The sequence below is a fragment of the Synergistaceae bacterium genome (assembly GCA_031272035.1).
In the GTDB taxonomy this organism is placed as follows: domain Bacteria; phylum Synergistota; class Synergistia; order Synergistales; family Aminobacteriaceae; genus JAISSA01.
Map to the genome: position 1 here is coordinate 24,295 of JAISUO010000088.1, position 19,070 is coordinate 43,364.

The window sequence follows — 19,070 nt, forward strand, 5'->3', positions numbered from 1 at the left end:
ATGATCAAAGTTCAGGCTCGACAGGTTCGTCGGGAATTTCAAATTCGAAACGCCATGGGCAAAAGAGAAACCCTTTCCGTTCTGGAGCATTTCGACCTGGATATTCATGAAGGGGAATTTCTCTCGCTCCTGGGGCCCTCCGGCTGCGGAAAAACGACGTTTCTCAACATTCTGGCGGGCCTGGACAGATACGACGGCGGAGAAATACTCGTGGACGACCAGCCCTTGCGGGAACGCAGCTTCAATCGCGGCATGGTCTTTCAAAGCTACGCGCTGCTGCCCTGGAGGACGGTGATCAAAAACCTCGAAGTGGGGCTGGAAATCCGCCGCGTCGAAAAAAAAGAGCGGAGAAAAATCGCGAGACGCTACCTCGACCTCGTAGGGCTCGCGTCCTGCGAAAATCAGTATCCGCATCAGCTTTCCGGCGGTATGCGTCAGCGCGTTGCCATCGCCCGCGTACTGGCCTACCGCCCCGACCTCCTGCTCATGGACGAGCCATTCGCCGCTCTCGACGCGCAGACGCGGGAAAATCTGCAAATAGAGTTACTGCGCATCTGGGAGGCCGACAAAAAAACCATCCTTTTCGTCACCCACAGCATTGACGAAGCAATTTTGCTCTCCGACCGGGTCGCGTTCATGAGTTCCCGGCCCGGCAGCATAAAGGAAATCATAGACATCGACCTGCCCCGCCCGCGGACGGAGGACATCCGCAACTCGACGGAATTTGCAGGTATCCGGAAAAAGCTGTGGGGTATGCTGCAGGCGGAAGCCGCGCAGATTCAAAGTTACGGAGCCTACTTATGAAAAACGCGCTTTTCAAGATGGGGGATTGGCTTTCCCGCGGCGCGGGGCTTCTTTTGTTCTTTCTGCTCTGGGAAGCCGCCCCGCGGCTGGGGTGGGCGCGGGCAACATATCTCGCGCCGCCGTCCAAAGTTCTCCGCGCCCTGTGGCTCACAGCGGCGCGGGGAGATCTGTCCCGGCATTTTCTCATCAGCCTCCAGCGCGTCCTTCTGGGACTCTTCGTGTCTGCCGTAATTGGCGTGGCGTTCGGGCTGCTGACCGGATATTTCAGACGGCTCGACAGGGTTCTCGACCTGCTTTTCCAGGCGTTCCGGCAGATGTCGGCGTTCGCGTTGTTTCCGGTGTTCATTTTGTTTTTCGGTCTGGGTGAACTTTCGAAGACGGTCATCATCTTCTGGGCATCCCTCTGGCCGGTGCTTCTCAACACGAGTTCGGGCGTCAAAAACGTGGACCCTGTCCTTATTCGAGGGGCGAAATCCATGGGCGCGTCGAAGCTCTTTATCTTTACCAGAATCATCCTGCCCGCCGCCGCTCCGGAAATTTTCACGGGCATTCGTCTGGGCGGCTCGTACTGTGTCATGGCCGTGGTGGCCGCGGAGATGATCGGGGCCAGTTCAGGACTGGGATACCTGGTGCTCTACTCCGAGGAAACCTTCAACGTTCCGGAAATGTACGGAGGCATCGTCGCCCTCGCCGTTCTCGGCATAGGATTGAACTGGATTTTGCATTCCATCGAAAATTTCTTCAATTCATGGCGTGAAGTGTAAGCAAACGAGCACAGCAAGCCCAACAGTTCCTGTCGCCAGGCCTGCAGCGGTCTTGCACCGCCTGCTTATCACCTTTTTTACTCCTCCGAGGGGTCAAATTTTGCGATGGTCAAGGCGCCCTCCTTCACGGCGGCCGTTCCGCCCGCGTAGAACAAGACCTCGACGGAATACTCCCCGTTTGAGGCCTTCCAATCGAATTTGGACGGGGCGAAGACTTCCCTGTCGCCGAACTTGATGGGGGTTTTCGTCCCGTCTTCCTCCACCACTGATTCGTTCCGGGTGAACCCGGCGGCTTTCACTTCGACGGCGTAGGCTTTCGCTTCGTCCATCGTGTCCCATTTCACGGCGATCATAATGCCGTCCGCTTTGCTTTCCGCCGCCGATCTGAAACTGTCGCCGCGCCTGGCGAGCATTTTGTACGGGCCCGCCACGGCGGCCGGTTTGGGGACCTGCCGCGTGAACCTGTTGTCCGGCCACCCCTTGTCCGCGCACTCGCCGCGAGCCCCCACCGAAAGCTCCAGCGTCAAGGCCAGCGCCACGTTCAGAATAATGGTGAAGATTATCTTTTCCATTGGGAAAATCCTCCTTATGAAAGCTCAGGGAGGCAGAAGGCTGCCTGCGCAAACCTGTGATCCGCCGAGTTTCTTCACCGAACCCCCACAGGGTTCCGAGCTGTTAATCAGCGCTTCCCAATCTCCGACCCTCGCGCTTATTTTATCCCATCCTGCCGCTGTAAACACAGGGAGAACGAACAACACACGCGGATTCCCCAACTATTGACATTCCGGCGGGGTGCGATTATAGTGCAAAATATTTTTATTTCATTCGTAAGAAATTTCTTAAAAAAATTACATAAGGGTCGGGACAGACTGAGGCGAGTCCCTGAAAAATGGTTTTTTATACTGAAGATTTTCATTCCAAAATCAAAATGAATCGTGTGGAGGGATGCAGATGTTTCGGAAGACGATTTTAACGGTGGCAGTGATTTCTTTGTGTATGTTTTTGACGGAGGGGACAGGGATGGCCTCAGGCGCCGATAACTGGCCCGACAAGAGCAGGCCCGTCACCATGCTGATTCCCTTCGCCGCGGGCGGTGGAACCGATTTCAACGCACGTCTCGTGGCAAAGGTTTTGAGCGACCAGCTGGGGCTTCGAGTGAACAGCATCAACCGGACGGGCGGACAGGGCGTCATCGGCCATACGGCCATCGCGCAGGGAACGCCCGACGGCTACACCATGGGCGACATCGAATGTGAGCTCAACATGATGCACTGGGCCGGACTCACCGACCTGACTTATCGCGACGTGACGCCCATCGCCATGATTGTCCGCTCCTTCGGCGGCCTTCACGTCAAAGCCGATTCTCCCCATAAAACCGCGAAGGAGCTCTTCGACGCCATCAAGACGGGCTCGAAAAAGCTGAAGGGCTCAGGCGCGGCCCACGGCGGGATCTGGCACCTCTGCGCCGCCGGAATGCTGCAGGGTGAGGGAATAAGCATCGACGACATCATCTGGGTTCCAAACGAGGGCTCGGCCCCGTCGCTTCAGGATTTGGCGGCCGGCGGGCTGGATTTTGTGGTTTGTTCCTTCAACGAGGCCGGCCCTCTGATTGCTGCGGGGAAAATCCGCACCCTCGCCTCCATATCTCCGGAGCGGCTGCCCCTTTTCCCGGACGTTCCCACGCTGAAGGAGGCCACCGGCAACACCTGGATTCTGAGCCCCTGGGGCGGGATAGCGGCTCCCGGCGGACTGCCCGAGGACCTGAAGGTAAAACTTGGAGAAGCGATGAAAAAGGTCTGTGAATCTCAGGATTTTCAGGAAGCGATGAAAAAGGTCGGGAAATTTCCGGTCTACATGGGGCCTGACGAGTTCAAAGCCTTCCTCGCGCAGGACGACGTCGAGTTCGGAAAGGTTATGAAGGCCGTCGGCATCGTCAAATAAACGATTTGACACAATCTCGCGCCATCCAGCGAACATGCGACAGGAAGGACCCGCCCGTATCGCGCTCGCGGGTCCTTTTTTCGAATTGCGGGGCTTTTTTCAAAAGGGAGATGTGGCGTCCATGAAGTTCAACGATGCTGTATTTGGCATATTTTTCCTGATTTTTTCGACTCTGATCATGATTCGCGCCCATTCTCTTCCCTCTTTGCCGAACTACGCCTATGGAGCGGGTTTTTTCCCGGCGCTCACGGCGGCGGCCATGTTCGTCTGCGGGGCGCTGCTGACCGTTCGCGGGCTGAAGTCCGGGGTCAGAGTCTTCACTCCCGGCGAATGGATGAAATCCCCAAAACTCGTATCGAACCTACTGCTCGTCCCTCTGAACCTGCTCTTCTATATCTTTTTCGCCAATCGGCTCGGTTTCCTTCTGACGGGGATCATCATGCTGACCTGCACCATCGGATGGCTTCGAAGACGGCTGTTGAGCACTCTCGTCATTTCTCTGTGCCTGACGATTTTCGCCTACGCCTTTTTCTATCGCCTCATGATGGTTCCGCTTCCAGCCGGAATTCTCGGCTTCTGACCGACTGGCGAAAGGAGGAAAAATGCCTGACACCACAGCAATTGTAAAAGCGTTTGCCCTTGTGGCGACGCCGGAGGTTTTCATCGTGATGCTGCTGTCCTCGATCTTCGGCATCGTATTCGGCGCAATCCCCGGCCTCACCGCCGTCATGGCGGTTTCACTCATTCTGCCGGTGGCGATGTTTCTGGATCCCGTTCCCGCTCTGGCGTCGATCATCGCGGTGTCCGCCATGGCCATTTTCGCCGGGGACATTCCGGGAACCCTGATTCGCATACCGGGGACTCCGGCGTCGGGGGCCTACACGGACGATTCCTACAGACTCACCCAAAAAGGGATGGCCGAAACCGTACTTGGAGCGAACGTATTCTTTTCGGCGGTGGGGGGACTGATCGGACTTCTGGTCCTGATGCTGGCCGCTCCGACTCTGGCCGAAATATCGCTCAGTTTCAGCACTTACGAATATTTTTGGCTTTCCTGCTTCGGTCTGACCTGCGCCACCTTCATGACCTCAAACGACCCCCTCAAGGGCATGGCCTCACTTTTTCTGGGGCTCTTCATCACGACGATAGGGTATGACCTCATCACGGCGACCCCGCGGTTCACCTTCGGATCCTCCGAACTGCTGGGGGGAATCCACGTCATACCGGTTCTGATCGGACTTTTTGCGGTATCGGAAATCATGCGGAGGGTCAGCTCCACGGCCCCGCCCTCGACCGCCTACAACGGCGAAATCAAACAGATCTACCGGGGGATTTTCAGCCTGTGGCGCAGGCATATTCCCCAGTTTTTGCGGGGCAACGTCACAGGTATCATCGTTGGAGCGCTGCCGGGGGCAGGGGCTGACATCGCGGCCTGGCTGGCCTATTCCATCAGCAAAAAATTTTCCAAAACTCCGGAAAAGTTCGGAACGGGGCACATGGAGGGCATCATCGAGGCGACGTCGGCCAACAACGCCGCTCTGGCCTCCGCCTGGATTCCGGCCTTCGTGTTCGGGATTCCGGGAGACGTGACGACGGCGATGGTCATCGGCATCCTATACATCAAGGACATGAAGCCGGGCCCCACCGTTTTTCTCGACCACCCGGAGGTAATTTACGCCCTGTTCATCTGTTTTGCCTTCGCCAATATTCTGATGCTGATTCTGGGATATTACGCTATCAAATGTTTCCGCCACATTCTGAGAGTGCCCCCCTTCGTGCTGCTGCCGGCCATTCTCCTTTTCTGCGTCGTCGGGGCTTTTGCGGTGAACAACACGATTTTCGGCGTGTGGGTCATGCTGTTTTTCGGGCTCGTGGGGTACGTCATGGAAGAAAACGGCTTTCCCATCTCCCCCATGCTCCTGGCCATCGTCCTGGGGAACCTTCTGGAGAAGAACTTCATCATCTCCATGGTCAAATCCGAGGGCCGTCTGCTGGACTTCTTCAATCGCCCCATAGCCGGAACTCTCGGCGTTCTTGCCATTGCCATATGGATTTACCCGCTACTCAAAAAAGCCGGCAATTTAATCAAAACAAAGCGCTCCGCTCAATAATTTAAAGAAATTATCGGAAATGAGGAAACTATTGGGAATCAGGGGGACAATATGGAAAAACGCACATTTCACGTTCACGTCGAATTCAACCGCAGCGCAAAGGACGTCTTCCACTTCACTCGACGGCACCTGGACGACCTGATGCTCCGAAATCCCGATCTGGAGGACCAGGTACGCTTCACCCTGAGCGACTATCCCTCCTCCGACCTGAGTCAGTGGACGAGCTCGGATCTCGACGCGTTTTACAGCAACATGGCCGATGCGGACATTCTGGTGGGACACCGGTTTCCCGTGAAGGATCTGGCGAAAAGGGCCCCGAGGCTGCGGTGGATTCACTGCTTCAGCTCCGGAGTGGACCACCTGATGCCCTTCGACTGGGTTCCGGAGGGCGTCACCGTCGTCAACAACCGGGGCGTCCATCTTCCCAAATCGGGGGAAACCTTCGCCACTTTTCTGAGGATGCTCAACGCTCAGGTTCCGAGGCTGCTGACGGCCCAGCGCCGGGGCAAGTGGGATCGGGTTTTCACCAGCATCATCGAAGGCCGGACTCTGGTTGTGGTCGGCGTGGGAAATCAGGGTGAGGAAATGGCGCGACAGGCGAAAAACATGTCCCTGCGCGTCATCGGTATCGACCCCGCGGCGAAGGAGGATACCTGCTGCGACGAAATGCTGCCCCCCGAACGAATGAGAGAAGCCTTCGAAAAAGCCGACTTTCTGGCCATCACCGCGCCTTTGACCGAAAAAACGAGAAATCTCATCGACAGGGAAAAACTGGACTGGCTGCCCCGAAAGGCGGGGGTCATCAACGTCGCCCGGGGCCCTCTGCTGGACCAGAACGCCCTGCACGACAAGCTCTGCGCGGGAGAGCTGTCAGGGGCCATTCTGGACGTCTTCGACCCGGAGCCGCTTCCGCCCGATTCGAAGCTCTGGGATACTCCCAACCTCGTGATCACGCCTCACGTCTCCTCGGACGACAGCGTCGGCTACATTCCCCGGACTCTCGACCTGACGATCGAAAATCTGCGCAACGACATGGCGGGTCGGCCCCTGAAGAACGCCGTCGACACGCAAAACAGTTTTTAGGGAGGGTTTCGTCATGGACAGACTGCACATCCATTTCATGCGCTACAGACAGGAAGAACCGGTCTATCAGCCCACTCTCGACCAAATAAAAGACGCTCTGGCCCGAAACCCCGACCTGGCGCCGCGGGTGACCTTCACCCTGGAGAGCGTGGAGCGTTACATGCCCGTGGATTGGACTGATTCGGACTTCAAAAAATATTACGACGCCATGAAAAACGCCGACGTTCTCTACGGATACACGTTCCAGACCCAAAACATAACCGATTACGCGCCACAGCTCAAATGGTTCCAGTCCGACAGCTCCGGCGTCGAGCAGCTGGCGCCCTTCGACTGGGTTCCGGAGGGCCTGATCCTGACCAACAGCAGGGGCATTCATCAGCCCAAATCCGGAGAGTCCTTCGCCATGTATCTCGGTATGCTGAACTCCCGTATTCCCAGCCTTTTCACCTCTCAGCGGGAGAGGACCTGGAACCCGATCTACACCTCCGTCATCAGGGGGAAAAAGATCGCCGTGCTCGGCGTCGGAAGTCAGGGCGGCGAAATGGCGCGGCAGGCGAAAATGCTGGGGCTGAAGGTCACGGGGATCGATCCCTACCTGAAAAGTCATCCCTGCTGCGACGAGATCGTTTCCGCCGACCGCATGAAGGACGTTTTTCGGGACACGGATTTTCTGGCGCTCACGGCCCCGCTCACGAAACAGACGAACAAAATCATAGGCGACGCGCAGCTCGAATGGCTGCCCCTTCACGCCAGCGTCATCAACGTCGCCCGCGCCGGGTTGCTGGACACGGAGGCGCTCTCGAAAAAACTTCATGAAGGACGACTGGCCGGGGCGGTGCTCGACGTGTTCGACGAACATCCCCTGTCGGAGGGCTCGTACCTCTGGAACACGCCGAACCTGTTCATCTCGCCCCACGTCTCCTCGGACGACCCCATCCACTACTCTCCGCGCTGCCTGGATATTCTCATGACCAACGTGAGAAACTGTTTCGAGGGCCGTCCTCTGATCAACGTGGTGGATACGAAAAAGGAATTCTGATTTCTCCGGCTGTAGACAGAGCGCTTTCAAAGGGATACAATGAGCGCATTCAATCAGGGTGGAGGGTGTTTTTGATTATCCCTCGCCAGGGGAGGCAGAGCTTATGAATTGGGCCAGAGCGTCGGCAGCGACCGTGGTTTGTGAAGAAAAAGGAACGACCCTGCGCGATATTGTGCAGGGGATTATGGACGGAGCGGAAACCTCCGAAGAAGTTATGTCGCTGTTGGGTGTCGAAAGCAGCGATAAAGGAGCGGAGCAGATCCCCGACATCATGGACGTGTTCGTGCCCGTGGTCAGCGCCTGGAAAAGCGGCGGCTGCGGCGGCGGATGTGCGGGCTGCGGCGGAAGCTGCGGCGGCTGAGGCGGAGTTGCCTTACATAAAATATCCGTCTTGACAGAATAAAGAAACGGTATAAAATTTCTTTCACCATTGATTTTTAATACGATTTTCAATACGGTAAAAGCGAGGAATCGGGGCGCCGGATTCGTGCGGAGGCGTCGACAGAGAGGGACACTCACCGGCTGAAAGGTGTTCCGGACGCGGCGAAAAGGCCCAAAACCCGAGGAGCTGAAGCGGAAAGGCGAATCGTGTTTCATTGCGTGAGCCAGAGTACGTTTCCGTCCAGCCCGCGTCACTGGGCCCCGAGGCGGAGGATCGCTCGTTACAGGCATCCTCAAGCAGGGTGGTACCGCGTGCATAAAAGCGCGTCCCTACAGCAGCAAATGGGGACGCGCTTATTTTTTTGACGCTCATCTTAACTTAATAAAAAATAAAGACGAGGAGGAGTTTTCCATGATGTTCAGAGGGACAGGAACGGCCCTGGTTACGCCGTTTACGAGGGATGGAATCGACTATCACAACTTCGGCAGGCTCATCGACTGGCAGATCGACCAGAAGGTGGAATTTCTGGTGGTGCTGGGGACCACAGGAGAAGGCCCCGTAGTGACCACCGCGGAACGTCGGGAAATCACGCGTTTCGCGATGGAGCGCGCAAAGAGTCGGGTTCCGGTGGTTATGGGGACGGGCAGCAACAGCACCCAGCACGTCATCGAAACCAGCAAAGAAGCGGAAAAACTCGGAGCCGACGGAATTCTTGTGGTCACCCCCTACTACAACAAGCCCTCTCAGGAGGGACTTTTCCAGCATTTCAAAACCGTGGCTGAAAGCGTGAACATTCCAATCATCCTTTACAACGTGCCGGGACGCACCGGCGTCAACATGCTGCCCGACACCGTGGCGCGACTGGCGGACATTCCCAATATCGTCGCCGTCAAGGAAGCCTCCGGCAATCAGGCGCAGGTGGACGACACCATCCGCAAAATCCGCCGGATACGCAGCGACTTTCTGATTCTCTCCGGCAACGACGACCAGGCGTTCCACCTGGTCAACGCTGGAGGCCACGGGCTCATCTCCGTGCTGTCGAACATCGCTCCCCGGGAGACCTCCGACATGGTGCGCGCCGCTCTGGCCGGACGCGTCGTCGAAGCGCGGGAACTGCACATGAAGCTCTTCCCCCTCATGAAAAACCTCTTTATGGAGACCAATCCCATGCCCGTCAAGTACGCCGTCAGCCGCCTGGGGTACTGCGAGAACACGCTGCGCCTGCCGCTGGTTCCCGCCTCCGACAACTGCATGGCCCAGGTCAACAGCGACATGAAGGAATGCCTCGGCGTGGGAGCCTGAGGCTCGCATCTGTCCGGCGAAACGCGGGGAAGGCGGAACGAGAGATCATGTCTGGAGCTAATGTGGCGGTATTCGGCGCGACGGGCGCAGTGGGGCTCGAAATGCTGAAAATTTTGGAAGAACGAAATTTCCCCCTGAACGATTTGCGCGCTCTGGCGTCCCGTGGCGACCGCACGGTGCGGTGGCGCGGAAAGGACCACGCCGTGGAGGCGGTGACCCCCCAATCCTTCGAGGGAATCGACATCGCCCTTTTCGCGGTGGAGGCCGACGTCAGCCGGGAATGGGCTCCGGTGGCGGCAAAGAGCGGCGCGGTGGTCATCGACAACTCCAGCGCCTTTCGCATGACCCCGGAGATCCCTCTGGTCGTGCCGGAGGTGAACCCGGAGGACATCGCGACCCACCGGGGAATCATCGCGAACCCCAACTGTTCGACGATTATCGCGATGGTGCCCCTCTATCCTCTGCACCGGGCGGCGGGGATCCGGCGCATCGTCGCCTCGACCTATCAGGCCGTCAGCGGCGCGGGCCGTCAGGGTCTGGAGGAGCTGGAGAACCAGACCCGAGCCTGGGCGGCGGGGCAGCCGCTGGAGGTTTCGGCCTTTCAGTATCAGATCGCCTTCAACCTCATCCCCCACATCGACTCCTTTTCCGAGAACGCCTACACAAAGGAAGAGCTGAAAATGCGCAATGAATCCCGCAAAATCATGCACTGCCCCGATCTTCGCGTCAGCGCCACCTGTGTGAGGGTACCGGTCCTGCGCAGCCACTCCGAGGCCCTGACCATCGAGACGGAGCGCCCCCTTTCGCCGGACGAGGCTCGCGAACTCCTCCGCGGCGCGCCGGGGGTGAGACTTCTCGACAGCCCCGAGGAGAAGGTCTACCCCATGCCCCTTTACGCCTCCGATCAGGACCTGATCCACGCGGGGAGAATCCGCGTCGACGAAAGCGCGGAAGACCCGAAACGGGGTTTGTCGCTCTGGGTCTGCGGCGACCAGATTCGCAAAGGGGCCGCCACCAACGCCGTCCAGATCGCCGAAATCATCTGGAAGGACAAAAAATAGAGCCTGAAAAAGCCCGCAGGAACTCCCAGGCTCCCGACCTCAGGGTCGGGAGCGTTTTTATATTCGTAAATATTTGGAAGCAGACTGATTTGAGCTGAACCGCGGTATAATCAGGGTCAAATATCTGCGGAGGCTGGTTCATGAAGATTCTGCACACGTCCGACTGGCATCTGGGGCGGACGCTCTATGGAAAAAAACGTTACGCCGAGTTCGAGGCTTTTCTCGACTGGCTCCCGAATACGCTGGCCGCCCAAAAAATCGACGTCCTGCTGGTGACGGGCGATATTTTCGACACCACGACCCCCTCCAACCGGGCGCAGCAGCTTTACTATCAGTTCCTGTGCCGGGTGAACGCCACGGGATGCCGCCACGTGGTGATCGTGGGGGGCAACCACGACTCTCCCTCCTTTCTGGACGCGCCGCGGGAGCTCCTGAGTTTTCTGGACATTCACGTGGTCGGAGCGCCGGCGGAAAAAATCAAGGACGAGCTCCTGACCCTGCGAAACCCTCAGGGAGAGCCGGAACTGCTGGTCTGCGCCGTCCCATACCTGAGAGACCGAGACCTTCGTTCCTTCGAGGCGGGAGAAAGCCCCGAAGAAAAGGAAGCCCGCCTGATCGAGGGAATCCGGAACCACTACCGGGAAATCGCGGCTCTGGCGGCAGCGGGCAGAAACGCGGCCGGAGGCGGCGTCCCCGTGGTGGGGACGGGACATCTCTTCGCCGCCGGCGGAAAATCGACGGAGGGCGACGGCGTCCGCGAACTGTACGTGGGCTCTCTGGCTCACGTCGGCGCGGACTGCTTCCCGGACAGCCTCGACTACCTGGCTCTTGGACATCTCCACGCCGCCCAGAAGGTGGGAAACTCGGAATTTGTGCGCTACAGCGGCGCCCCTCTGATCATGAGTCCGTCGGAAACGGAAGGGCACAAAAGCGTTACACTGGTGGAACTGGGACCCGACGCGGAAAAACGCGTGGAGCTGATTCCCGTTCCGGTTTTCCAGGCGCTGGAGCGCATCGCCGGAGACATGGATACCCTCGAAACGCGGCTGAACGAGCTGAGACTGGCGGGAACCTCGTCATGGCTCGAAATCGTGTACGAGGGAAGGGAACTGGTCCCCGACCTGCAAAAACGGGTGAACTCCCTCGTGGCCGGATCGAATCTGGAAATTCTGCGGGTGAAGAACAGCAGGGCCATTCGGGCTTTTTTCGATTCTCTTTCAGATTCAAACGCCCGGGAAGGCTGCGAGCTCCTGAGCGAAATGGACGTGACGGAGGTTTTTACCCGCTGCCTCGACCGCTGTTCCGTGCCCCCGGAGCAGCGTCCGGAGCTGCTGGACACCTACAGGGAGGTTCTTTCTCTTCTGGATTCGAAGGACCCCCTGTCGGAATGAGTTTATAATAGTCACACGGCAATATTGCCGGAGATGGGATGCTGTTCCCGGGGAGAGACAGAAATGCGCATACTTCAAATTCGTTTCAAAAATCTCAATTCCCTTCAGGGGGAGTGGAAGATCGATTTTACGGATCCGGCCTACGCGTCCGACGGGCTTTTCGCCATCACCGGCCCAACAGGAGCCGGTAAAACGACGATTCTCGACGCGATATGCCTCGCTCTGTACGGCCGCACGCCGCGGCTCAAGGACGTTACGCAGGGCGTCAACGAGATTATGTCGCGTCAGACGGGAGAGTGTTTCGCGGAGGTCCTTTTCGAAGCGGGCCCGTCCGCCCTGTTCGGAGGGGGAACGAACAGCCCTCACCGATACTGCGTGTCCTGGTCCCAGCATCGGGCGCACAGAAAACCGGAGGGGCCGCTGCAATCCCCCAAACACGAAATCGCCGACGCCAACACGGGAAAAATTCTGGAGACGCGACAAAAAAACGTAGCCGAAAAAATCGAGGAGGTCACGGGACTCACCTTCGATCGCTTCGTGCGTTCCATGCTTCTCGCCCAAGGAGAGTTCGCCACGTTCCTTCAAAGCGGGCCGGGCGAGCGATCCCCTATACTGGAGCAGATCACCGGAACGGAGATTTACAGCAAAATATCCGCGCAGGTTCACGAGGTTCGCAACGCGGAGCGCTCCAAACTGAACGTGCTGGAGGCCGGTCTGGCCGGACTGCAGGCGCCGGGGCCGGAGGAAAAACAGGAGCTGGAAAAACAGCTTGCCGACCGGATTCAGGAGGAAGCCGCCCTGGAAAAAGAGGCGGAGCGGTATGGCCGCGAAATCGACTGGGCAGACTCCATCGATGCGCTTCAGAAGGAACTGGATCTGTTGGAGGACCGGCATCAGGACCTGACCCGTCGGCAGGAAATTTTCGAGCCGGAACGCCAGCGTCTGGAGCGGGCCCGGCGCGTGCTGGAATTTGGAAGCGACTACGCGGCCCTGGTGGCTCTGCGCCGGGAGCAGGATCGGGAAAAACAGACCCTTCTCGGCTGTCAGGCCAAAATGCCCGAACTGGAGGCGGACGTCCGCCGGGCGGAAGAGGGCGTTCAACTGGCCGCGACCGCTCTGGCGGAAAAGCAGACAGACCAGAAAAACACCCTGGATCTTCTGCGCCGGGTTCGGGAAATCGACCTCAGACAGAGCGAGAAGGAGTTCCCCATCGGCGAGCTTCAAAACTCCGCGCAGCAGACGGAGGAAACCATACGCGAACTCCAGAAAAAATACGACGAAGATCAGGCGCGCCTGGAGAAAGCGCGAATTCGCCTGAGGGACGTCCAGAAATTCCTGCAGAACAACGTCGCGGACGAACGACTGACGGAGCTGATGGCGGGCATTCGGATGCGTTTTGAATCCCTGCGCATCGCCCAAGAGAGACACGTTCGCCTCTCCGGCGACTGCTCCGCGGCGGAAAAACTGAAACAGCAGACTCAGGCCGCATGGAATGAGCAGAACGCCCTGTATGAAACCGCCAGGACAAAATTCACCTCCGACGAAAGCGCCCTCCGAAAGCTGAAAGCCGCCATGGACGAGCTGCTTCGGGGGACGGCCCTGCCGGAGTGGCGCGAAAAACTCACCGACCTGAACGGACGCAAACTGCGGGAGGAATACCTGGAGGAAACCCTGACCCGACAGGCCGAAACCCTCAACACGCTGGAAAACCTCCGGCTGCGGGCCATCGCCGTGGAGTCCTCCCAGAAGAACGGGGCTCTGCAGATTATGGAACAGCAGAACAAACTTCAGGGGCTTGAAAAGGAAGTGGGGCATTTCGAAGCCCAGCTGCAGCTGATCCGGCGCATTCGGGACCTGGAGGCGGAGAGACTGTACCTTCAGGACGGAGCCCCCTGTCCCCTCTGCGGGTCCACGATCCACCCCTACGCCTCGGGCAACATCCCGGAGGAAGAGGAGGCGGGGCTGTCCCTGCGCTCCGCCCGGGAGGAGCTGAGAAAAGCCTCCGAAGCCTTTTCGGAACTGCAAAGCCAAAACGCCCGCTGCGACCAGGAACGCACCCAGATTCAGGAAGAAGAAGAGCGGCTTCGCAACCAGCTCCAGACCATCGAAACAACTCTGGCGGAGGGGTTCGCCCTGCTGCAGCTGAAATTCACAGCGGGCACGGAGCCCCTGAAAGGGATCGCGCGCCACCGCCGGAAAACGGAGGAACTTCTGCAGAAAACACGTCTCACCGTGGAGCGGGCGGAGAAGATGGAACGCGACATGCAGGGCACCCGGGAGACCCTGGAGCGATCTCAGGAGGAGCTCCAAAAACTGGCCCGGTCCCTGCAGGAGGAGGAGTTCCGGAGAGACTCCGCCGGGCGGGAATGGCTTCGCCTGACGCAGGAAATCCGCCTCCACGACGAAGAGCTGAAGAACGTGCAGACCGAGCTGCTCCGCCAGATTTCGCCCTTCGGGTTCAAAAATATTCCCGACAGCCGCCCGGAGAGCCTTCTGGATACCCTGGAAGCCCGCCGGGAAAAGTGGCAGGAGTACCACGGCCTCAGAATGGACCTGGAAAAACAAATCACCGCCTGGGAGCGGGATCTGTCCCACTCCCACGACGACCTGGACCGGCTGAACCTGGAACTTCGGGGGAAAAAGGACTCCGCGAAAAAACTTGCCCTGGAACGGGATTCTCTGCGTCAGCAGCGGATAAGCATTTTCGGGAAGAAAAATCCGGACGAAGAAGAGCAGAAAATCGCCGACGCGGTGAAGGCTCTGCAAAAACAGGCGGAGGTCAAACGCGAAACGCTGGGCAGCGCCCGTCGGGATCTGGCGAACATGCACTCCCGCATGGAAGAGCTGGGGAAGAGCATCCACTTCCGCGCCGACTCCCTCCAGAAGGCGGAAGTTTCCTTCAGCAAACAGCTTCTCGCCAACGACGTCAGAAACGAAGAAGGCTACCTCGAAGCCTGCCTGCCCGAAGGCGAGCGCAAATCTCTGCAGGAACGGGCTCAAATTCTGGCTCAGGAGCGCACGGAGCTGGACGCCCGGCGGACGGACAAAAAATTTGCGCTGGAGGAGCTCCGCCGTCAGTACCTGACCACCTCTCCCCTGGAAGAGCTGCGGAAGAAACGGGACGAAATCGCGGCGCGCCAGAGGGAGCTTCAACGGGCGGTGGGGGCGCTTCGGGCCCGCCTGACCGACGCGGAGGAACTTTCCCGACAGCACGGAGAGCGGATGACTGCCGTCGAACGACAGAGAAAAGAATATCTGCGCTGGGAGAAACTCCACGAACTGATCGGCTCCGCCGACGGGCAAAAATATCGCAACTTCGCTCAGGGCCTGACTTTCGAGATGGTGATCCACCACGCGAACCTTCAGCTTCAGAAAATGACGGACCGCTATCTTTTGATCCGAGACGAGGCTCAGGAGCTGGAACTGAAGGTGATCGACAGCTATCAGGCGGGAGAAATCCGCTCCACGAAGAATCTTTCGGGCGGCGAGAGCTTCATCGTCAGCCTGGCGCTGGCCCTGGGGCTCTCTCAGATGGCCAGTCAAAAGGTGCAGGTGGATTCGCTCTTTCTGGACGAAGGCTTCGGCACGCTGGACGAAGAGGCTCTCGACACGGCTCTCTCCACTTTGGCCGGACTGAGACGGGAAGGCCGGCTGATCGGCGTCATCTCCCACGTGGGAGCCATCAGGGAGCGCATCTCCGTCCAGATCGAGGTCATCCCCCAGGGCAATGGCCGCAGCATCATCCAGGCGCCGGGCTGCACGGGAAAAATGGAATAGGACGTGAAAATGAGGTATAAGTCAGAGCAATGAGAAATAATGCGCAAAAAAGGATGAAAATCTGGGTCGCCGGGTTCGGCAACGAAAATCGGGAGGATGACGCAGCCGGCACGATTCTCGCCGGACGGATTCACAAATTTCTCGAAGCGGAGCCCGACCTGGACGTTGTGCTGTGTCTTGAGCATCAGCTGCTGCCCGAACTGGTGGAGGAGCTCGAAGGAGTGGACCTGGCCGTGTTCTGCGACGCGGACGCCGTTCTTCACCCCGAGGGCTTTTCGCTTCGAGAGGCCCGGCCCAACTCCCGGCTGGACGGGTTCAACATCCACTCCATGGGGCCGGAATGGCTGCTGGCGCTGGCCGAACAGATGGGAACCCCGCCCGGAAAGGCGCTGCTGCTCACAATCTCCGGCGAACGCTTCAACTTTTCCGAAACGCCCACCGCCGTCTGCGCGGAACGCATCGACAGAGCCGAGAAGGCGTTCCGAAACTGCTGGAGGCAAAACGCCCTGAAGGACTCCGTCCTCGAAAATATGCGCTTTACGCTGGAGGCCGCGGGGTCTCTGAAATCCTGCCGCTTTTTCTCCTTCGACGACGACGCCTTTCTTCTGGCGACGGGAACCGATGCCGCTTCGGAAAACTGGGCCTTCATTCCCCGCAGTCTCACCGGAGAAGAAAGCGAAGCGAAAATTTCACAAACTCTGGCCTTTTTCCAGAATCTGCGGCTGCCCTTCATCTGGCCGATTCTTCCGGGGACCGCGGAGTCCTTTCAGACTCTTCTCGAAGCTCAGGGGCTTCCGGTTCAAGGGGAACTGGTCGCGATGGCCCGCTCGTCGCCCCCTGCCGAAGAAACCGGTAAAAATTTTTGCAACTGCGCCTGCGACGAGGCGGCGACCTCTGAAGACGCCGCTCTTTGGGCAAAAATCGCCTGGCGGGCCTTCGGCTCCTCTTCCGACGCGCCGGAGTCCTTCATCAATCTGGCCCGGGGGCTTTGTTCGCGCCCCGATTTCACCCTGGTCACGGCATCCCGGGGCGGGCGTCCGGTGGGCACGTACCTGCTTTCCGCCTCACGTTCCGGAACCGGCGTCTATTATTTCGCCACCCTTCCGGAGGCGCGGCGAACCGGCGCGGGAAAAGCGATGATGAGCGACATTTTTCTCCGAGCCGCAGAACGCGGCAGGCCGGTCACGCTGCAGTCCACCCCTTCCGGCCTGCCCTTCTACCTCGCTCAGGGGTTCGAAAGACTGTTCGACATTCCCGTGCACTCCCAATCTTCCGATATTTTCTGATATTTTCTGAAAGAAGTTTTCTGAAAAGAAGTTTTCCAATGACTGGAGGTTGTCGCCGTGCTGTCTGAAAACAGAAAAAAAATGCTGAGGGAGCTCTGCCAGGATGCTATTCGCACAAAAAGCCCCTCCGGCCGGGAAGAGGGCGTCGCGTCCCTGCTTGGCAAGACCATGAGGAAGCTGGGTTTCGCCAGGGTGGAAACCGACCGTCTGGGAAACGTTGTGGGGCAAATCCCCTTGGGCGGGGGCGGAAAGCGGCTTCTTCTGGAGGGGCACATGGACCACGTGGGGCCGGGCGACCTTTCGAAGTGGGTTCACGACCCCTGGGGCGCGGAAATCGAGGACGGAAAACTCTACGGCAGAGGAACCAGCGACATGAAGGGGAACCTCTGCGCCATGCTCATGGCCGCCGCTTTCGTGGCGGAGGATGAGGGCGGCACGCTCCGGGGGGAAATTCTGGTCGCCGGCAGCGTGCACGAGGAATGTTTCGAGGGGGTGGCCTCCGAAGAAATCGGGAAAAAATGGCGTCCGGACGGGGTCATTATCGGCGAGGCCTCAAGCCTGAACCTGAAGCGGGGACAAAAGGGCCGGGCCGAAGTTCTGGTGGAAACCCTGGGGAAGCCGGCCCATTCCTCCCGACCCTCGGCGGGGATCAACGCCGTCAAAAAAATGTCCCGCCTCATTATGGACCTCGAAAAAAATTTCGTTCCTCCGGTTCATCCCGTTCTGGGGGACGGAATTTTGGAGGTGACCGACATCGTCTCCTCCCCCTGGCCCGGCGCTTCCGTCATTCCCGAAAGGTGCAGGGCCACCTTCGACAGACGCCTTTTGCCCGGAGAAAGCGAGGCCGACGTTCTGGAGCCTCTGGAGCGCATTTTCGAACGCCTCACAAAAGAAGACCCCACGTTTCAGGCCCGGGCCGTTCTCGCCGCGGGACGCGAAAAATGCTGCACCGGAGCCGACATTGAGGCGACGCGATTCGCCCCCGGCTGGATTCTGGAGGAAAATCACCCCTTCGTGCAAAAAGCCCTGGAGGGTCTGCGTTCCGTCGGGCAGAACCCGGAGCTGTCCCACTATACCTTCTGCACCAACGGCTCTTATTACGCGGGGAAAGCCGGCATTCCCACCCTTGGATACGGCGGCTCTCTGGAGGCTCTGGCCCACACGACGGACGAGTATATCGAGCTTGAACAGCTTTACGCCGCCTGCGAAGGATACTGCGGCATCATTCGCGCCATTTTAAAACAATAAAGGAGTTTGAAAAATGCTGTTTGTCTGTTATCCCAAATGCAGCACCTGTCAGAAGGCGCGCAAATGGCTGGAATCAAAGGGAATCGACTGCGAGCTTCGAGACATCAAAACGAACAACCCCAACGCCGAGGAAATTCGAAAATGGCACGCCCTCAGCGGTCTGCCGCTGAAAAAATTCTTCAACACCAGCGGCAACGTCTACAAAAACCTGAACCTCAGGGACAGGCTGCCGGAAATGAGCGAATCCGACCAGATCCGCCTGCTGGCCACGGACGGACTTCTGGTGAAACGCCCCCTCCTGATCGGCGACGACTTCGCGCTGGTGGGCTTCCGGGAAAGCGAGTGGGAGGCCCGTCTGAAGGAAAAGGGTTGTTGACAGTTCGCTTGTAATCTCTCTAAATATATGCTATCCTGGGCATTATGGATAGATTGGTTGGTATCGGTGATGCGGCTAAAATATTGGGAGTTTCCATCTCAACATTGAGACGTTGGGAGAAATCGGGACGTCTCATCGCAGAGCATACTGCCGGGGGACATAGGAGATATAATCTTTCAAAGCAGTTTCCTGAAAAATTCTGTAAAACTCAGGAATTTATGCGTACAACCATTGCTTATGCGAGAGTGTCCAGTAATGACCAGAAAAATGATTTGGAGCGTCAAAAACAGGTATTAGAATTATATTGTGCCAGTCGGGGATGGACGTTTGAAGTGGTAACGGATCTTGGTTCCGGCATGAATTATCATAAAAAAGGATTAAGAAAACTGTTAGGGGCAATACTTGAAGGTAAAGTTGGACGTTTGGTTGTGACCCATAAAGACAGATTACTGCGTTTTGGTGCTGAATTGGTTTTTGCTATATGTGAAGCTAAAAATGTAGAGGT

The 19,070-nt window shown here is 58.1% G+C and carries 17 protein-coding genes; 16 read left to right on the plus strand and 1 reads right to left on the minus strand.

The annotated features are described in order from the left end of the window. The gene (locus tag LBR61_10365) at nt 1-804 is read left to right on the plus strand and encodes an ABC transporter ATP-binding protein (GenBank protein MDR1732480.1); all 804 of its coding nucleotides are present in this window, start codon (nt 1-3) and stop codon (nt 802-804) included. Then, entirely contained in the window at nt 801-1,568 is a 768-nt protein-coding gene (locus tag LBR61_10370; GenBank protein ID MDR1732481.1) for an ABC transporter permease, read from the plus strand. Before LBR61_10365 ends, LBR61_10370 begins: the two co-directional genes overlap by 4 nt. Nucleotides 1,569-1,645: 77 nt before the next feature. Here LBR61_10370 and LBR61_10375 read toward each other — a convergent pair whose 3' ends face one another. Beyond that, nucleotides 1,646-2,140: a hypothetical protein gene (locus tag LBR61_10375; protein MDR1732482.1), complete on the minus strand. Its 495-nt coding sequence runs from the start codon at nt 2,138-2,140 to the stop codon at nt 1,646-1,648. Nucleotides 2,141-2,519: 379 nt separating this feature from the next. Between LBR61_10375 and LBR61_10380 the strand changes: the two genes are divergently transcribed. From LBR61_10380 to LBR61_10445, 14 genes are all read left to right on the plus strand, one after another. Next, nucleotides 2,520-3,509, plus strand: coding sequence for a tripartite tricarboxylate transporter substrate binding protein (locus LBR61_10380; protein MDR1732483.1), 990 nt, complete (start codon nt 2,520-2,522; stop codon nt 3,507-3,509). A 121-nt stretch (nt 3,510-3,630) separates the two neighbouring features. After that, on the plus strand, nt 3,631-4,089 hold the full coding sequence (locus LBR61_10385) for a tripartite tricarboxylate transporter TctB family protein (GenBank protein MDR1732484.1): 459 nt from the start codon (nt 3,631-3,633) through the stop codon (nt 4,087-4,089). A 22-nt stretch (nt 4,090-4,111) separates the two neighbouring features. Continuing rightward, on the plus strand, nt 4,112-5,620 hold the full coding sequence (locus tag LBR61_10390) for a tripartite tricarboxylate transporter permease (GenBank protein ID MDR1732485.1): 1,509 nt from the start codon (nt 4,112-4,114) through the stop codon (nt 5,618-5,620). Between the two features lie 51 nt (nt 5,621-5,671). Beyond that, a complete protein-coding gene (locus LBR61_10395) occupies nt 5,672-6,703 on the plus strand; it encodes a D-2-hydroxyacid dehydrogenase (GenBank protein MDR1732486.1) in 1,032 nt (343 codons plus the stop codon). Nucleotides 6,704-6,716: 13 nt separating this feature from the next. After that, nucleotides 6,717-7,742 carry a D-2-hydroxyacid dehydrogenase gene (locus tag LBR61_10400; GenBank protein ID MDR1732487.1) on the plus strand — a complete coding sequence of 342 codons (1,026 nt, stop codon included), beginning with the start codon at nt 6,717-6,719 and terminating at the stop codon, nt 7,740-7,742. Nucleotides 7,743-7,845: 103 nt separating this feature from the next. Further along, nucleotides 7,846-8,103, plus strand: a complete 258-nt coding sequence (locus LBR61_10405) for a hypothetical protein (GenBank protein MDR1732488.1) — start codon at nt 7,846-7,848, stop codon at nt 8,101-8,103. A 435-nt stretch (nt 8,104-8,538) separates the two neighbouring features. Then, the gene (dapA, locus tag LBR61_10410; GenBank protein ID MDR1732489.1) at nt 8,539-9,426 is read left to right on the plus strand and encodes a 4-hydroxy-tetrahydrodipicolinate synthase; all 888 of its coding nucleotides are present in this window, start codon (nt 8,539-8,541) and stop codon (nt 9,424-9,426) included. Nucleotides 9,427-9,473: 47 nt separating this feature from the next. After that, nucleotides 9,474-10,487: an aspartate-semialdehyde dehydrogenase gene (locus LBR61_10415; protein ID MDR1732490.1), complete on the plus strand. Its 1,014-nt coding sequence runs from the start codon at nt 9,474-9,476 to the stop codon at nt 10,485-10,487. Between the two features lie 140 nt (nt 10,488-10,627). Continuing rightward, nucleotides 10,628-11,878 carry an exonuclease SbcCD subunit D C-terminal domain-containing protein gene (locus tag LBR61_10420; protein ID MDR1732491.1) on the plus strand — a complete coding sequence of 417 codons (1,251 nt, stop codon included), beginning with the start codon at nt 10,628-10,630 and terminating at the stop codon, nt 11,876-11,878. Nucleotides 11,879-11,941: 63 nt separating this feature from the next. Then, entirely contained in the window at nt 11,942-15,655 is a 3,714-nt protein-coding gene (locus LBR61_10425; protein ID MDR1732492.1) for an AAA family ATPase, read from the plus strand. A 29-nt stretch (nt 15,656-15,684) separates the two neighbouring features. Next, the gene (locus tag LBR61_10430; GenBank protein MDR1732493.1) at nt 15,685-16,941 is read left to right on the plus strand and encodes a GNAT family N-acetyltransferase; all 1,257 of its coding nucleotides are present in this window, start codon (nt 15,685-15,687) and stop codon (nt 16,939-16,941) included. A gap of 57 nt (nt 16,942-16,998) precedes the next feature. Beyond that, nucleotides 16,999-18,189 carry a YgeY family selenium metabolism-linked hydrolase gene (locus tag LBR61_10435; protein ID MDR1732494.1) on the plus strand — a complete coding sequence of 397 codons (1,191 nt, stop codon included), beginning with the start codon at nt 16,999-17,001 and terminating at the stop codon, nt 18,187-18,189. 13 nt (nt 18,190-18,202) lie between these two features. After that, entirely contained in the window at nt 18,203-18,565 is a 363-nt protein-coding gene (locus tag LBR61_10440) for an arsenate reductase family protein (protein ID MDR1732495.1), read from the plus strand. Between the two features lie 44 nt (nt 18,566-18,609). After that, the coding region (locus LBR61_10445) for an IS607 family transposase (GenBank protein MDR1732496.1) at nt 18,610-19,070 on the plus strand (461 nt) is incomplete at its 3' end.

Bases quoted from the DNA above. Each gene is read 5' to 3' on its own strand.
- LBR61_10365 (MDR1732480.1), top strand. From the start codon at position 1: ATGATCAAAGTTCAGGCTCGACAGGTTCGTCGGGAATTTCAAATTCGA.
- LBR61_10370 (MDR1732481.1), top strand. From the start codon at position 801: ATGAAAAACGCGCTTTTCAAGATGGGGGATTGGCTTTCCCGCGGCGCG.
- LBR61_10375 (MDR1732482.1), bottom strand. From the start codon at position 2,140: ATGGAAAAGATAATCTTCACCATTATTCTGAACGTGGCGCTGGCCTTG.
- LBR61_10380 (MDR1732483.1), top strand. From the start codon at position 2,520: ATGTTTCGGAAGACGATTTTAACGGTGGCAGTGATTTCTTTGTGTATG.
- LBR61_10385 (MDR1732484.1), top strand. From the start codon at position 3,631: ATGAAGTTCAACGATGCTGTATTTGGCATATTTTTCCTGATTTTTTCG.
- LBR61_10390 (MDR1732485.1), top strand. From the start codon at position 4,112: ATGCCTGACACCACAGCAATTGTAAAAGCGTTTGCCCTTGTGGCGACG.
- LBR61_10395 (MDR1732486.1), top strand. From the start codon at position 5,672: ATGGAAAAACGCACATTTCACGTTCACGTCGAATTCAACCGCAGCGCA.
- LBR61_10400 (MDR1732487.1), top strand. From the start codon at position 6,717: ATGGACAGACTGCACATCCATTTCATGCGCTACAGACAGGAAGAACCG.
- LBR61_10405 (MDR1732488.1), top strand. From the start codon at position 7,846: ATGAATTGGGCCAGAGCGTCGGCAGCGACCGTGGTTTGTGAAGAAAAA.
- dapA (MDR1732489.1), top strand. From the start codon at position 8,539: ATGTTCAGAGGGACAGGAACGGCCCTGGTTACGCCGTTTACGAGGGAT.
- LBR61_10415 (MDR1732490.1), top strand. From the start codon at position 9,474: ATGTCTGGAGCTAATGTGGCGGTATTCGGCGCGACGGGCGCAGTGGGG.
- LBR61_10420 (MDR1732491.1), top strand. From the start codon at position 10,628: ATGAAGATTCTGCACACGTCCGACTGGCATCTGGGGCGGACGCTCTAT.
- LBR61_10425 (MDR1732492.1), top strand. From the start codon at position 11,942: ATGCGCATACTTCAAATTCGTTTCAAAAATCTCAATTCCCTTCAGGGG.
- LBR61_10430 (MDR1732493.1), top strand. From the start codon at position 15,685: ATGAGAAATAATGCGCAAAAAAGGATGAAAATCTGGGTCGCCGGGTTC.
- LBR61_10440 (MDR1732495.1), top strand. From the start codon at position 18,203: ATGCTGTTTGTCTGTTATCCCAAATGCAGCACCTGTCAGAAGGCGCGC.